This window comes from Collimonas humicola, assembly GCF_018304945.1.
GTDB lineage: Bacteria > Pseudomonadota > Gammaproteobacteria > Burkholderiales > Burkholderiaceae_D > Collimonas > Collimonas humicola.
The window spans coordinates 279,816-295,615 of record NZ_JAGQEE010000003.1; the positions used below are offsets into that span (position 1 = coordinate 279,816).

Annotated in this window: 12 protein-coding genes; 6 read left to right on the top strand and 6 right to left on the bottom strand. The window is 55.1% G+C overall.

The window, feature by feature from the left end:
- Position 1 precedes the first annotated feature (1 nt).
- The 3 genes from KHU30_RS12895 to KHU30_RS12905 all read left to right on the top strand — a co-directional run bounded on the left by KHU30_RS12895 (position 2) and on the right by KHU30_RS12905 (position 6,737).
- Positions 2-4,399, top strand: coding sequence for a coiled-coil domain-containing protein (locus KHU30_RS12895; RefSeq protein ID WP_211443006.1), 4,398 nt, complete (start codon positions 2-4; stop codon positions 4,397-4,399).
- Positions 4,396-5,394, top strand: coding sequence for a Wadjet anti-phage system protein JetD domain-containing protein (locus KHU30_RS12900; RefSeq protein ID WP_329956677.1), 999 nt, complete (start codon positions 4,396-4,398; stop codon positions 5,392-5,394). The genes KHU30_RS12895 and KHU30_RS12900 overlap by 4 nt, the downstream gene beginning before the upstream one ends.
- A 452-nt stretch (positions 5,395-5,846) precedes the next feature.
- Complete coding sequence (locus tag KHU30_RS12905) at positions 5,847-6,737, top strand: LysR family transcriptional regulator (protein ID WP_092416609.1); 891 nt, start codon at positions 5,847-5,849, stop codon at positions 6,735-6,737.
- A gap of 28 nt (positions 6,738-6,765) precedes the next feature.
- Here the strand turns inward: KHU30_RS12905 and KHU30_RS12910 are convergent, their stop codons facing one another.
- Positions 6,766-6,981, bottom strand: a complete 216-nt coding sequence (locus KHU30_RS12910) for a hypothetical protein (RefSeq protein ID WP_211443269.1) — start codon at positions 6,979-6,981, stop codon at positions 6,766-6,768.
- Between KHU30_RS12910 and KHU30_RS12915 the strand changes: the two genes are divergently transcribed.
- From KHU30_RS12915 to KHU30_RS12925, 3 genes are read left to right on the top strand one after another with little or no spacing between them, the layout of a single operon-like run.
- Positions 6,875-7,546, top strand: coding sequence for an epoxyqueuosine reductase QueH (locus KHU30_RS12915; RefSeq protein WP_211443007.1), 672 nt, complete (start codon positions 6,875-6,877; stop codon positions 7,544-7,546). The two genes, KHU30_RS12910 and KHU30_RS12915, sit on opposite strands and share 107 nt — an antisense overlap.
- Positions 7,547-7,555: 9 nt before the next feature.
- Positions 7,556-7,810: a hypothetical protein gene (locus KHU30_RS12920; protein WP_211443008.1), complete on the top strand. Its 255-nt coding sequence runs from the start codon at positions 7,556-7,558 to the stop codon at positions 7,808-7,810.
- 21 nt (positions 7,811-7,831) lie between these two features.
- Positions 7,832-9,286: a methylenetetrahydrofolate reductase C-terminal domain-containing protein gene (locus tag KHU30_RS12925; protein ID WP_211443009.1), complete on the top strand. Its 1,455-nt coding sequence runs from the start codon at positions 7,832-7,834 to the stop codon at positions 9,284-9,286.
- Between the two features lie 210 nt (positions 9,287-9,496).
- Here KHU30_RS12925 and KHU30_RS12930 read toward each other — a convergent pair whose 3' ends face one another.
- The 5 genes from KHU30_RS12930 to hydA all read right to left on the bottom strand — a co-directional run bounded on the left by KHU30_RS12930 (position 9,497) and on the right by hydA (position 15,796).
- Positions 9,497-10,006, bottom strand: coding sequence for a flavin reductase family protein (locus KHU30_RS12930; protein ID WP_211443010.1), 510 nt, complete (start codon positions 10,004-10,006; stop codon positions 9,497-9,499).
- 191 nt (positions 10,007-10,197) lie between these two features.
- A complete protein-coding gene (locus KHU30_RS12935; protein WP_211443011.1) occupies positions 10,198-11,226 on the bottom strand; it encodes a methionine synthase in 1,029 nt (342 codons plus the stop codon).
- Between the two features lie 27 nt (positions 11,227-11,253).
- The gene (locus KHU30_RS12940) at positions 11,254-12,237 is read right to left on the bottom strand and encodes a DUF1852 domain-containing protein (protein WP_211443012.1); all 984 of its coding nucleotides are present in this window, start codon (positions 12,235-12,237) and stop codon (positions 11,254-11,256) included.
- Between the two features lie 801 nt (positions 12,238-13,038).
- Positions 13,039-14,286 carry a Zn-dependent hydrolase gene (locus tag KHU30_RS12945; protein WP_211443013.1) on the bottom strand — a complete coding sequence of 416 codons (1,248 nt, stop codon included), beginning with the start codon at positions 14,284-14,286 and terminating at the stop codon, positions 13,039-13,041.
- Between the two features lie 109 nt (positions 14,287-14,395).
- Positions 14,396-15,796, bottom strand: a complete 1,401-nt coding sequence (gene hydA / locus KHU30_RS12950; RefSeq protein WP_211443014.1) for a dihydropyrimidinase — start codon at positions 15,794-15,796, stop codon at positions 14,396-14,398.
- Positions 15,797-15,800 lie beyond the last annotated feature (4 nt).

Here is a 15,800-nt window from a genome sequence, read left to right on the forward strand (position 1 = left end):
CATGCAGAAGATTTCACGCATCCATTTGGCCAACTGCGGCTTCCGAACAGCATGGTACGAGGCGGTTACCTTCAATCTCACTGAACCTGGCACGGGCCTTCCGACCGATACCATCATCAATCTCGAAAACGGCGGCGGCAAGACAACGCTGATTGGCCTGGTATTCTCGTGCTTCGAAACATCGCAGGAGCGGTTTCTCAAGCACATTCAGAGCAAGCACAGCAGCTTCTCCCAATATTTTACCCACGACGGTGTACCTGGGTTCATCGTCATCGAATGGCTGATGCCCGCTCGGTCCGTAGGTGGGCATCCGTACAAGCTGGTTACAGGCCAGGTCGTCTCCGTGCGAAACACGACGGAGACGGAGGTCGACCGAATGTTCTTCAGCTTCGAGGAGCGTGCCGACCTTCGATTGGAAGATATCCCAGCGCCTGGACTGTCAGGCGCATCGGCCACCTCGATGAACGAATTTTCTCGCTGGATTCATGACAACCAGAAGAAGCACTCCGGCAACGTCTTCATAAGTCACAACCGCCAGGCCGAATGGCAGCGGCACCTGAAGGATGAGCGACTCATTGACCTCGACATGCTGCGCATGCAGGTCAATTTCTCGGCTCAGGAGGGTGGCTTCGACACCGGCTTCCTTGATTTCAAGACCGAGAGCGAGTTCCTGCGTAAATTCCTTTTCCTGACCAGTGACACTGGCAAGGCTGAAGAAGCCCGAAGGTCCGTGGTGTCCGTCTGTGAACTCCACCGCCGCAAACCGCAGTTGCAGCGGCGCCGCGACCATCTCAAGAAGTTCCGCATCTCGTTGACTACATTCGCCGATGCTGCCCGCCATTACATGGAGGCAGTGAGCACACAGCGGACCATGCTTATTCATGGTGCTCAGCTTGTTCAATCACTACAGGCTCGTGCCGTCAACCATCGAAAGACGCAAGCGGTGGAGGCGACCTTCGAGAAGGAGCAGCGCAACCAGGCTAGCGTTGCCGCTAAGAACGCGGCGCTGTTCGCAATCGAGTGGATAACTGGAACCTGGGTCTGGCACCAGAAGCGCGTCGCCCAGACGAAGAAACTTAAAGACGATACCGACACGTTAGTATTAGGCCTGGAGACGCGGTCGAAGCTGCTGAAGGCGGCGCGACTGCAGCAAGAAATCCTGAGCATGGACGAGCGCATCAAGGAACTTGATGCGCTCGCTGAAGCCGAAAGGGCTGAGCTGAAACCGGCCCGGGACCATGTGGAAATCCAGGGTGCTCTGCTCCGGCGAGCACTGTTCATCGAGGAAAGTCGCCTGAAGGATGCGCTGGCCACGCTGGATGATAGATCGAAGCAGCGCGAGCAACGTAAAACGGCGCTTCGCAGCCAGAAAGTGAAGGCGGATGCCGACGAACTTCGCCTGACGCGCGAGCAAACTGGATTGCAGACGACAGAGAATCTGCGAAATGCTCGACGTCTGGTGCTGGAGCGGGATGGGGTGTTCGTCAACACCGATGAATCAGCAGATGGGGCTATCGTGCGACACGAAGCTGCGTCCAGATCCCACCACCACGAACGAGATCTTCATCTAGCGACAAGGGATGCTGCTCGTACTCAGGCAAGGCAACATCGGATCGACGCGAACGAAGAGCGCGTCAAAGGAGCCAGCATAGGTCAACAGGCCAAAGGGCTGCAGACCTACATTGCGAAAGGGGAAGCGGAGCTGGAGCGGCTTGGTCAGCTTCCTGCCCTTTTGGGAGCTGTTGAGACCGACCGTGTTGATCCTCAGTCGCCAGCCCTGCTGCCGCGCCTTCAGGATGTCATCGCTGACTCCAACTGGCAGAAGTCGTTGTCCGACGTGCGACTGGCCGAATTACGTGCTACGCGTCAGGCCATTGAAGACACCGGCGTCGCCGGCTACAGCCACGATGTCGCACTCGTTGTGCAGGGGCTTCACGCTGTCGGCGTACGCTCGGCAATACCCTTTAACGAATACATTGCCCGCGCGGTCGATGACGCCACTAAGGCGCAAGCGCTCATACTGAGCGACCCGGCGCGGTACTCCGGTGTATGCGTCGCGCAGGCTGAATTCGCCAAGGTCGCTGAGATGTCGTGGATTGCCCGCAAACCGAGTCGCCCTGTAATGGTCTCCGTCGCGGCACTCGATACGGCTACGGTACCCGAGGACCGTCTGGTCGTCCCGCCGGAAGATGCATCAGCATTCAATATTGTGGCTGCAACCCGCTTAGCCGAGAGTTTGGATAGTCGGCTGCAAGAAGAAGATCAGCGGCGCGCCGCCTACGAGCTGCGATATACGCAGGCGATCAAGGCGGTTCAAGAACTCGAAACCTTCACAGGCGCCTACGGCAATGGGCAACTGGCCGAAGCTGCGGTGAAACAGGCAACGCTAGAGGGAGATGCCTCCGCTGCACGGAGCCGCGCAGCAAATCTCGAGGCTGAAGCTGCATCTCTCGATACTCAGGCTGAACAACATGACAAGACCGCGGCAGAGGCAGAATCGCGGCGCTCAGAGTCTGTTCAAGCGACGCAGGCGGCCCGCCAGTTCCAGACTGAACACGAATCCGGCCGTGAGGGGTGTCTGGCGCGCCTCGCTGAAATAAGCCTTGAGTTAACGGAGACGCAAGAGCGCAAGGTCGAGATCGACTCCGCGTCAGAAAAGCTTCAAGAGGTACATGATGCCGACCAAACACAACGGGCCGACGCTAACGCGGAGCTGCGCCAGGTTGGTGAAGAGCGCGGGCGCATCGCTTACTACAACAGGGAGTACCCGGCGCAAGAGCGGCTCCAGCAACATCCGCGTCCCTTGACGACGCTGCGCCAGCTCTACGAGGACGCCCAGGCGAATTACCTGACGGAAGAAAAGGCCCGTCTGGGCTCCTTAAGTGAGCGTATTCAAGGCGTGAAGGAACAGCGACTCGGCAAGACCAAGGAGTTCACACGCGACTTCAGTGGGGTGAACATGGCTGACCTAAAGCCTTATCTTTCCCTGAACCATGAAGCGGAACTGTCTAAAACGGAGTGGCAGCTTGTCGAAGCTCGCAAGGAACAGGTGGAGGCATCCGGGAAGCATCAATCCCTCAGTACCGAATCCCGCACGTGGCATGCCTCGAACAAGCAAAGCATCGGCACGGCCACCTCTGAGTTCGAGCGATATACTGCTGAAGAGCTTGGCCTACTTCTCGAGGACTTGAAACAAAAGATTGACAAGGAAAACGACCGCATGCGTGTCGCTACCGAGGAGGCCAATCGTGCATCCAGTCGTGCCCAGGAAAAACTTCGTGAGGCCGAGTCAGACGAACAGAATGAATCCATCCTTCGTAGCGGAATGGGGCTTCCAGACCAGCCCGACCCGGCTCTCATCGCGGCCGAGATTGGCGCATTGATGGGAGAGACTCCCGAGGTCCCGGATCCGACATCTGTGCTCCTGGAGCTCAACTCAGGCAAGCAGGTGAGTGCGCTGCTCGCCGAGTATAACGGTAAGAATGCTGGAGTTTCCAAGCTGCAGACGGGTGCGCGTACTTCGTTCGATGAGCTTAAGAGTGCTGCAGGCGACCCTACTTTCCGGGAGGTAGACCCCGATGTCGCGTTGCAAATGCTGCAGAACGACTTCACGGCAGCGTGCACAGACGCGTCGCGGTTGCTTGAGCATCTCGATGACCGCATCTCCACAACCGAGTCAACGCTGACGGGTATGCAGGCTGACTTTGATACCTGCGTGGAAGAGGTTCTGGGCGTGGTGCGGGGAGCCATTAACACGTTGAACAAGGCTTGCAGTCAAGAAAAATGCATTCCGGTAACCGCTCCATACGTTGGTGGCAAGCAAGTATTGAAGATGCGAGCAAACTTTGCCGCGGTTACGCTGGACATGCGCCGCGCGGCTATGCGTAACTACCTCGACGTGCTGGCGGACACTCTCGCAATCCCTGCCAAGGGCACGGACCTCATTGCGGACGCTGTTGCTCGTATCTATGGCAAGCCGCTCGGACTGCACGTGCTGAAGATGTCGATAGAAGAGTCCGAGCAGTACGTTCCCGTTGAGAAGATTTCCAACTCCGGTGGCGAAGGCGTAGTGATGGCCATGTTCCTCTATCTGGTCATCAATCAGTTGCGTGCTGAGAACCACGCCCAGGTGCAGAGGAACGCAGGCGGACCGCTCATCCTTGACAACCCGTTCGCCAAAGCCACGACCGCCGCGCTGTGGCGCGCGCAGAGGTTGCTGGCCTCTGCTATGAACGTACAACTCATCTTCGCGACTGCACTTCAGGATTTCAACTCCATCGGGGAGTTCCAGCGTTTCATTCGTCTGCGCAAGGCCGGTCAGAATACGAAAACCAAGCGATGGCACCTCGAGGTGGCCAATCTGCAATTAAACGAAGCCGCCGATGAGGCAGCTGCGTGAAGGAGTTTCTCGAAATGCTGCGGCGAGGAACGCGTAAGCGAGTAATGCTGACGGAGCTTCGCCAGCACTTCTTCTCCTTATACCCAGACGTCCAGAACAGCCCTGACCGGGGCGCCCTCCTACTGGAAGCCCTGCGTCAGCTAGAGGCTGCAGGCGCGCTGTCGCTCCCGGCGGCGGCAAGCTGGGAGAAGATCGGCGTTCCTCCACTTCCGCAATGGGTGCTATTGACGCGCGAACCCAAGGCAGTTTCGAGCAGAGATCTTCGCGGCGTCACCTGGGCACCTGAACTCGGGTTCTGGCCAGACTTGCGGCCGGGTCAACTTGAGGCAATGCTACCCATCAACGAGTTTCTGCTCCGCCGCCGCGGTAGTCTCATGGTCGTTCCCATCAAGGAGCGATCGCTCGAAATCTACGGTGACGAGAAACGGCTCGATGGCATGTGCACTGGTGACAGCCTGTTCGGCGGGCGTCTGCAGTTGAGCACTCTCGGATGCTTCCGAGTGCCGCAGCCTCTTCCCTACCGAATGGCTGACGCTCCCGGCAAGCCTGTGCTCGTGGTCGAGAATCACAACAGCTTCTGGAGCTTCGGCGAATGGAACCAGCAAGCCAGATGCTATTCGGCCATCGTGTACGGTTCCGGCGAGGCATTTCGGCTAACCGGTCGTGCACTCCAGCAGGTGCTGTATCAAGTGGCTGGCAGTGGCGCTGAGTACCTGGGAGATCTCGATCCGAAGGGGGTTCGTATTCCCGACGAGTTCAACCGTTCGGCAGAAGCCGGCTCGCCGCAAGTTCGTCCAGCGCTGATCTTTTATCAGTGGCTTTTGACACACGGCGTGCGACGTCACCGGCCCGAATGCGCTTCCTTCGAGTCTGACAGCGTGGCTGAATGGTTCGGCGCGGAATTGGCTGCACAGGTAGTCGAACTCTGGCAGAGCGAACATTGGATCCCCCAGGAGTCATTAGGCTTCGAACAACTGTCGGTGGGAGTGCTGTGATCTTTTCAACGCGTGACAGACTATATTCTCTAACCGCAATCCAAAGTGCTTCTTTAAGAGGGGTGTGACAGACGTTAGAGAGATATACTCAGAGGAAATATCTTAACAAATATAAGCCTTTTCAGCCACCGACCGCGACAGACTTTATTAGTCATTATCATCTTCGAGCTGCTCTGGTAGCAGGATGCTCTGCGTGCGATCCATTCCCTGAACAAAGCGTTTCATCGAAACCTCGGTCAAATATGCAATATCGATTTGACGCTTGCATCGAAAAGTAGCTGACTAGCTCGCTGTGTTTGCACACAGTCTCGACCGATAGCAGATTTCTTCTTCCCGTTAGCTTGAGAGCCAATCACTCAGTCTTTACTGCGTTGGGGGCTCTTTTTACTGCAAAACAAATGATGAAGTAAAATGGCTTTTTCTTAGAAAAACATGAATTTTACTCATTTATCATGCTTGATCGCATTCATTTATCCATCGTGCAAGAGGTGGAAAAGCAAGGTTCGCTGACCGCGGCTGCCGGCGTACTGCACGTGACGCAGTCGGCTTTAAGCCACAGCATGAAGAAGCTGGAGCAGCAGCTGGGCACCGACATCTGGCTGCGCGAAGGCCGCAGCCTGCGCCTGACCCAGGCCGGGCAATACCTGCTGGCCGTGGCCAACCGGGTGCTGCCGCAGTTGGCATTGGCGGAAGAACGCCTACGCCAGTTCGCTCAGGGCGAGCGTGGCGCGCTGCGCATTGGCATGGAGTGCCACCCTTGTTACCAGTGGTTGCTGAAGGTGGTGTCGCCTTACCTGGCGGCGTGGCCGGATGTGGACGTGGACGTGAAGCAGAAATTCCAGTTTGGCGGCATCGGCGCCTTGTTCGGGTATGAAATCGACTTGCTGGTCACACCCGATCCGCTGGACAAGCCCGGCCTGGTGTTCGAGCCGGTGTTCGACTACGAGCAAGTGTTGGTCGTGGCTGGCAGCCACAAGCTCGCCAAGGAAGAGTACGTCAAGCCCAAACAGTTGACCAACGAGGTACTCGTGACTTACCCAGTGCCGCTGGATCGTCTTGATATCTACACCATGTTCCTCACGCCAGCCGGCATCACGCCCAAGCGCCATAAAGCCATCGAGACCACCGACATCATGTTGCAGATGGTCGCCAGCGGACGCGGCGTGGCAGCGCTGCCGCGCTGGCTGGTGCAGGAATACGCGGACACGATGGATGTGGTTCCGGTTCGGCTCGGCAAGAACGGCATTGCCAAGAACATCTACCTGGGTGCGCGCGAGGCTGATGTGAGCATCGATTATCTGCGGGCTTTCATCGAACAGGCGAAGAGGCCCGTCGTCGCTTGATCCGTCCTGGTGACAAGCTCTATGAATATTACTCATAAAACCATGAAAACATATCCATTTTCATGAGGCCAAACCGCGGGCGATAATGCTGGGTTACATAGTCCGGCGAGGGCGGGCGCATTTCATGGAGAGTTCTCATGGCATCCACAACCGAACGCAAGCCGCTGGCCTTGCCCGGCGGGCACAAGAAGGTGCTGCTGCATTCCTGCTGCGCTCCCTGTTCGGGCGAAGTGATGGAAGCCATTCAGGCGTCCGGCATCGACTTCGCGATCTTCTTTTACAACCCCAACATCCATCCGCTGAAGGAATACGAACTGCGCAAGCAGGAAAACATCCGCTTTGCTGAAGAATTTGGCATTCCCTTCATCGATGCCGATTATGATCGCGACAATTGGTTTGAACGCGCCAAAGGCATGGAAAATGAACCGGAGCGCGGTATCCGCTGCACCATGTGCTTCGACATGCGTTTCGAGCGCACGGCGCTGTATGCCCATGAACATGGTTTCCCGGTTATCACCAGCTCGCTGGGTATCTCGCGCTGGAAGAACATGCAGCAGATTAACGATTGCGGCGTGCGTGCAGCTTCGCACTATCCGGACATGCTTTACTGGGAATACAACTGGCGCAAAGGCGGCGGGTCGGCGCGCATGATCGAGATCAGCAAGCGCGAGAACTTCTATCAACAGGAATATTGCGGTTGCGTCTACTCTTTGCGCGACACCAATCGGCACCGCCTGGAAAGCGGTCGTGAACGCATCCAGCTGGGCGTGAAGTTTTACGGCGATGAAGATGCTGCGGCCGAAGACTGAGTTTCGGCCATGTCTTCAGGAAACGCCTGCGTAGTCGAGATGGATTTGCTACCCGCGCAGCCTCCGGAAATCATTCAGCGGGTCAAAATTACGCGCTACAGCATTGCACGTCGCTATGGGCGTGTCCGTACTGCGAGCTCCCGCGCTGAGATGGAGGCAGGCCCGCAGCTGCCCCTCTTCTATGCCGCCAGCCTGCTGCTGGCTATCATCGCCGTCGTTGCTCGGTACCGTCGCCAAGAGGCCGCGGCAACGACGCCCCTCTGATTTACAAGGTATCGAGCTGTCTTGAGTAAATTAAAACAGGCGCTGAACGAAAGACGCTTCGTCTGCGTGCTAGAGGTCGTGCCTCAACAGTCCCCTGCGCGCTTGGTCGCGCTTGAGCAAATCGTGCGACGCGGGCACCTGGCAGGCTGGCCGTTACTGCCAGCCTTCGCCGATCGTGTCGGCCCGCATTCGGACTTGAGCCCCTTGGAAGGCGCCGGGGCATTCGGGGATCCAGCCTCATCCTTGCTGCACTTTTCAGGCAAGGATCGCGAGCGCGCAGACTTGCTGCTCCAGATGGAGTCGATGAAGGCTCGTGGCCTGGAGCAATTGTTGCTGCTCAGTGGCGATCGCTTGCCAGGCCACCATCCTGATCAGGCGCCAGTGCGCTATCTGGAGTCGGTGCCCGCGCTGCAGATCGCCCGTGAGCACTGCCCCGACTGGCTGTTGGGCGCCGCATTGAACCCGTTCAAGTACCGCGAAGAAGAAGGCGGCGCACAATATCTGAAGGGGCAGAAAAAACTTCTGGCCGGCGCTGATTTCTTTACCCTGCAACTAGGTTTCGACGCCGCCAAACATATTGAAGCCCAGACCTGGATGCGCACTCAGGTACGAATGAAACCCATGCTGGCCTGTGTGACGCGCCTGAGCGACAAGCGCGCGGCCGTTCTGCAGGCCGTGCCCGGCATCGTCATCACCGAATCCATGCGCGAGCTGCTGGGCAGGGAGCAGCAGGTATCCCAGGCCTACGCCAGCGCACGAAGCCTCGAGCGCATGGCCCTGCAGATAGTGGGCCTGCAATTGATGGGCTATGCCGGCGTTCATGTGTGCGGGGTGCATACGCTGGACGAACTGCTGTCGCTGGAGCATGCGATCGCTGAGCAGCGGGACAGCATGACCTCACTGACCGATTGGATCGAACGATGGCATGCAAGTTGGCAGATGCCTGGGGCGCCCCAGGTATGCTTCGTCCCCGCAATCGGCGCCTGGGAAATGGGGCAATCCGATGTCGCCGCCACGCCCCGGGAGCGCCTGCGATACGCGCTGCTCTCTATGGTACATGGCCAGCTCTTCAGTCGCACGGGATGGTTCAGCAGAGCTTTGGGCTGGAGCATGAGGCGCCCGATCTGGAAGGTCGGCGTGGCTGCGGATGCGCTACATGCTGTCGAACGGACGGTCAAACGGCCGCTGGTCGGCTGTGATACCTGCGGCAGCTGCCGCTTGCAGGAGACCCTCTACGTGTGCCCCGAGACATGCCCTAAAGGCCTGGCGAACGGCCCCTGTGGCGGCACCCGGCTCAACCGTTGCGAATTTGCCGACCGCGAGTGCGTGCACAGTGTCAAATACCGGATTGCCAAATCTGCCAATCAGTTACCTGTGCTGGCGCAGACCTTGATTCCTTGCATCGAAGCGGGCAACAGGCACCGCAGTTCCTGGCCTGAATGGTTCGAGCCGGAAGATTCGACGCCAGGGCGCTGAATCGAACCTCAGAGCATGATAGCCGGCCAGGTAGCAATGGGCCCCGCCGGGTAGCCCGGACTGATAAATAAGGCCGTCGGCAAACCAAGGGTGATCGCCATCCCGTCCCACTTAGATAGTGCCACTTCGGCTCCGGCGCCAGGAGCATTCGGGGAGATGGCAAGGCTCTCGATTGATTGCGGCGTAAAAGAGGGCCGCGGAGGTCAACGCTCAAACCGGACTATGCGCGGCGAGGTTGCAGTATTGTCCTTTGTAATACAGCAATGGCTGCGTAGCAGCAGCTTCTTGCAGGTTTAATGCTTTCACTTCACCAATCACGATCAGGTGATCGCCTGCGGCGTGTTCGGCATGAATTTCGCAATCAAGCCAGTGCAGGCTGCCGACAATGATCGGATTCCCCAGCGGCGATTCCTGCCATTCGATTCCGAGCCACTTGTCCGTGCCTCGCCGAGCGAATTGGTTGGAAATCCTGGCTTGCTCATCTGACAGGATATTCACTGCGAATCGACCTGCCTGGCGAATTTTTGGATAGCTGGCCGAACTGGTCATTACGCTAAATGACACCAGCGGCGGACTCATCGACACGCTATGGAACGACTGGCAGGTGAAGCCAATCGGCTCGCCATCCATGTGTGACGTAATCACCGTGATACCGGATGCGTAGTGCCCCAGCGCTTCGCGAAAGCGCAATGGCTCGATAGCAGAACTGGAAAGTGGCATAGTAGGTACTAAATACTGAGTGCAGCTCGAAAGTGTTAAGGAAGGCCTGAAGTAGTCCGGTAGTTTTGGCTGACTTCAGCCCTGGCCAATGTTGAAAGCGAGCCATCGATCAAAGCCGGCCAAATCGCCCACGCCATTCTCCGCGTTTGGCCGTCGCGAGCAGCTCACGACGGCCATGTCCCGCCTCAGAATTAGTTCGAGAGTTCTCTGCGGACGATTTCTGCACCGGCACTTAAAGCATTTAGCTTGCCTCTTGCCACTCGACGGGATAAGGGGGCCATGCCACAGTTGGTGCAAGGATAGAGCTTGTCGGCATCGACAAACTGAAGTGCTTTTCTTAGGGTATTGGCCACTTCCTCGGGTGTTTCAACGGTGTCGTTTGCCACATCGATGGCCCCTACCATCACTTTTTTACCTCGAATGAGTTCAATCAGATCCATTGGAACATGAGAGTTGTGACATTCCAGTGAGACGATATCGATACTGGATTTTTGCAGCTTGGGAAAAGCTTCTTCATACTGTCGCCACTCTGACCCCAGCGTCTTTTTCCAATCAGTATTGGCTTTGATTCCATAGCCATAGCAAATATGGACAGCAGTTTCACACTTCAGTCCTTCAATGGCCCTTTCTAATGTGGCCACACCCCAATCATTCACCTCGTCAAAGAACACATTGAATGCGGGCTCATCAAATTGGATGATATCGACACCAGCAGCCTCCAACTCGCGGGCTTCTTGATTGAGGATTTTGGCGAATTCCCAAGCCAGTTTTTCGCGACTTTTATAATGGCTGTCATAAAGCGTATCGATCATCGTCATGGGCCCCGGCAAAGCCCATTTGATGGGCTGCTTGGTTTGCTGGCGTAAGAACTTGGCATCTTCAACAAAGACCGGCTTTTGGCGAGCAACAGCACCAACGACCGTCGGTACGCTCGCATCATAGCGATCACGAATTCTGACGGTCTCACGCTTCTCGAAATCAACGCCGCTGAGGTGTTCAATAAACGTAGTAACAAAATGCTGGCGCGATTGTTCGCCATCACTGACGATATCAATACCTGCGTGTTGCTGTTCCTGCAGTGACAAACGCAAAGCATCTTGTTTGCCCTCGATCAATCCCTCATCTTGCAATTTCCAAGGTGACCAAAGTGTCTCGGGTTGTGCAAGCCAAGAGGGTTTCGGCAAGCTGCCGGCAGTTGATGTGGGTAACAATTTTTTCACAGTAGATGACCTTATGTTTTTGATTCTTCAAAGAGCGCAATTAACGGACCACTGCTCAAGACTAGCTTGGTATGGTTTGATAAAGTTCTCCTCAACAAACCTTCCCTGCTCAATCGCCAGCCGGCTACGCTCTTCCCGATCATAGACAATGCGAGTTAATGAATAATCCTGGTGCTTCAAACTTGGTCGATAGGATTTTCCTGCTGGAGAATTCGCGTTGTAAATTTCAGGCCGGTAAATCTTTTGGAAGGTATCCATCGTGCTGATGGTGCTGATAAGCTCAAGATTGGTGTAATCACCCAGCAAATCACCAGCAAAATAAAAAGCCAAGGGCGCGGCGCTATTCGGAGGCATGAAGTAGCGAACCTTCAGCCCCATTTTTTTGAAATATTCGTCAGTTAAAGAATATTCATCTTGCTGGTATTCAACGCCCAATATAGGATGCCGATTTTCAGTCCGATGATAAGTCTTGCTACTCGAAACACTCAGACATATCACGGGCGGCTTATTGAAATGATCTTTGTAAGTGTCTGAATTCACGAAGCACTTGAACAGCTTTCCATGCAGGCTTCCAAAATTATCTGGCGTGCTGAATTCGGGCTGATTCTTGGAGTGCTCCAGCAACAGCACGCTAAAGTCATAATCTCGCACGTAAGAGGAAAAATTATTCCCTACGATGCCATCAATGCGTTCGTTGGTTTTTCGATCAACAATATTCGTCTTCAATATTTCAATCAAAGGAAGGGCATTGCCACTGCTTTCACCATCAATATTCATCTCAACGGAAATGATTTCAAGTTTGACGGTATAGCGATCGCCATTGGGATTATCCCAATGCGCCAAGGCATTGAAACGATTGTCAATCATCCTGAAGGTGTTGCACAAGTTCTCTTGGCGACTCTCTCCCCTCGCCAAATTAGCAAAGTTGGTTGTGATACGCGTATTGTCTGAAGGACGATAGTCTTCATCGAAACAAATGCTCTTGATGGCAAATGTGAACTCTTTACTCATTGTGATCTGGCGCCCTAATTTCTGAGATAAAACCTGCGGTTATTTCTTGCTTTTTTCAGTACTTGCCAGCGTTTTTGTCTGGTTTTTTGATTCAGCAGTCTTGACATCGTCGAGAGCGGAGACGAATTTTATGCTGCGCCATCGATGAATAAAAATGATTTGATCTCATAGAATCATTAGCTATGCTCATAATTCAATGTGCGGTCGACTGCAGAAATCTCTGTCCCGCAGGATTCTCTGAATCTCCTGGCTGTCGTGAAGGCCGCTTCATTCAAGAGCAGCTATCTTCATCTTCAAGTGTGGCCTATCTCCAAGACGGTTACGTGTCAGTGGCAACAAACAGAAGCGACGGCTATGTTTTCTCGACAGTGAAATGTCACAACTAATGCTTGAAAATATGGTGTTACTTCAAAGTGCTCTCGGTCTGATTAGGTCGTGTCAGATTTCTCTCGGACACTCACGGTGTTCTGCTTGGAGTGCTTAGGCAGCCCGCTTAGCCTGCGCGGTATGGAAGTTGTTGCTGCTGTGGAGGTTACAGATCGAGTTCGTCGACGCGCAGCGCTATATAACCGACGACGATACCAACGCCCGCTGCGCATTGATCATCCGGTGTGAGTAATGCGAGAACCTCTAAACAATCATCCCGCATATAAGGGGGCTGAACGTTCAGCCTTGGGCGCTGAAGGTTCAGAGAATATTTTTCAATTTGGCGACATTTTTCTTCGTCGGCAGGGCCCCCATGCATTGTCGGACGTCCGCTTATTGCCCTCAATGGTCATGCTCCGCGCCGTCAGTGTCAGGTCAATTAGACGCGATCTGCGCGCGATCCAATATTGCGTGCAACAAGACATTGCAACCAGCCTCGAGATGCTCTGGCTTGGCATCTTCGATTTCGTTATGGCTGATCCCGTCTTTGCAAGGCACAAAGATCATGCCAGAGGCTGCCAACCGGGCGACATAGATTGCATCGTGACCAGCGCCGGAGACCACGTCCATCGTGGAATAACCAAGCTCGGAGGCCGCTTGCCGCACGGCAGCAACGCAATCTGGATGAAATGGGCAGGGAGGATAATGTGATACGCGCTTAATCTTGATCTCAAGTCCGGTTTCTTTACGCAGTTTCTCGATAAACGACAACATCTCGTCGTGCATTTTATTTAGCAAAACTTCGCTGACATTGCGCAAATCGACGCTGAACTTGACCTGCCCTGGAATCACATTGCGGCTGTTCGGAAAATTCTCGATGAAGCCTACAGTGCCGCGTCCGTAGGGCGGATAACGATGCGCAATATTTACTGTTTCCTGCATGATCTTTATAGCTGCTTGCAAAGCATCCTTGCGCAGTGGCATCGGGGTCGGGCCTGCGTGCGCCTCCATCCCCGTGACTTCGCAGTCGTACCAGGAAAGGCCAAGCACCGCAGGAACCACACCGATCACTTTACCGGCATTTTCCAATACTGGCCCTTGTTCGATATGCGCTTCGAAATAAGCCCCAACCGGATGTTGCCCTGGTTGCTCGTCGCCGATATAGCCAATACGCTCAAGTTCGTCATGTACACTCTTGCCTTCAGTATCCCTGGCCGCGTACGCATGTTCCAAAGTGAAAGCGCCACAGAACACGCCTGAGCCCATCATCACGGGAACAAAGCGCGATCCCTCTTCATTGGTCCAAATCGCGACTTCAATCGCCGCCTGTGTTTGGATGTTTTTTTCATTCAGTGTACGAACTACCTCCAGAGCCGCCAGCACACCATAATTGCCATCGAATTTTCCACCTGTGGGCTGAGTGTCGATATGACTACCTGACATGATCGGCGGCAACGTCTTGTTGAGACCGTCCCGCCGCATGAACACGTTTCCGATTTTGTCGATGGTGATATGCAAACCGGCTTCCCTGCCCCACGAAATGACCAAGTCGCGGCCTTGTTTGTCCAGATCGGTCAAAGCCAGACGTTTAACGCCGCCTTTTGCTGTCGCCCCGATCTCGGCGAGTGCCAGTAGGGAGTACCACAGGCGCTCACCGTTTATTGTCAATGTGTCGGTATCCATTCTTTGCAATCCCATCTTTTAACTTCATCTACGCAGGCGTTGTGCCTGCTATTTATGTATTAAATGCACGTCATCACGGAAAAGGGATCGAGATAGACCTCTTGGCCAGTCAACCCAAGGCATCCAACATCGGCGAAAATGGCGGGCGATCCACATGACGTCCCGCACCTCTTACGGCGCGCAACTCACCGTGGCGAAACACCAATTTTCCCGCGCTGAGCGTGTGACTAGGGATGCCGCGAACGGTGCGTCCTTCCAGCACGTTGAAGCCACCTTTGGCAAATTGCGTCTCGGCAGAAATAGTGCGCACTCCTTGCGGATCCCACACCACGATATCTGCATCTGAGCCCACCGCAATGGCGCCTTTGCGCGGGAACATATTAAAAATCTGCGCCGCATTGCTTGACGTCACACGGACGAATTCCGAGGGCGTCAATTTTCCTGCGTTCACTCCAGCGTCCCAGATCACGGCCATCCGGTCTTCGATACCGCCACAGCCGTTCGGAATCTTGGTGAAGTCATCGCGTCCGTTCGCTTTCTGTTCTTCGCAAAAAGTGCAGTGATCAGTTGCGGTCGTATGCAAATCGCCGGTTTGCAAACCTTGCCAAAGTGCCGCCTGATGTTGCCTGGAGCGAAACGGCGGACTCATCACATGCGCGGCTGCGAAATTAAAATCAGCATTGCAATACACGCTGTCGTCAACCACCAAGTGGCCGGCCAGTGCTTCGCCAAATACCCGCTGACCTTTGGAGCGTGCTCGAGCAATTGCTTCCAGCGAGTCGGCACAAGAAACGTGCACAATATAAATGGGTGTGTTGAGTACATTCGCAATGGCGATTGCGCGGTTGACGGCCTCGCCTTCAACCACCGGCGGACGCGACAATGGATGTGCCTCCGGACCAGTCCTCCCTTGTTTCAGCAGCGCCTGTTGCAACTGAAAAACCAGTTCGCCGTTCTCCGCATGTACCGTCGGCATCGCCCCCAGTTCCAATGAACGGGCGAAACTCTTCACCAACAGTTCATCGTTCGCCATGATCGCGTTCTTGTAGGCCATGAAATGCTTAAAGCTATTGACGCCATGATCCCGGACCAGGATTCCCATGTCGGCGTATACCGACTCGTCCCACCACGTGACCGCGACGTGGAAAGTGTAGTCGCATGCCGACTTCTCGGCCCAGCCGCGCCAGGTCTGATACGCCTCCATCAAGGATTGCCGTGGATTAGGTATGACGAAATCCATGATCGTGGTCGTGCCACCGGCCAGGCCCGCAGCCGTGCCGGTAAAAAAATCATCGGCAGTGACTGTCCCCATGAAAGGTAACTGCATGTGAGTGTGCGGATCAATACCACCTGGCAGCACATACTGACCGCCGGCATCAATCACTTCCGTACCAGGCGGGATGTCGAGATTTTCGCCGATAGCGACGATCTTTCCGTCCTTGCACAGAACGTCTGCGCGAAACTCACTGTCTGCGTTAACCACAGTACCGCCGCAAATTACGATGGACATGATA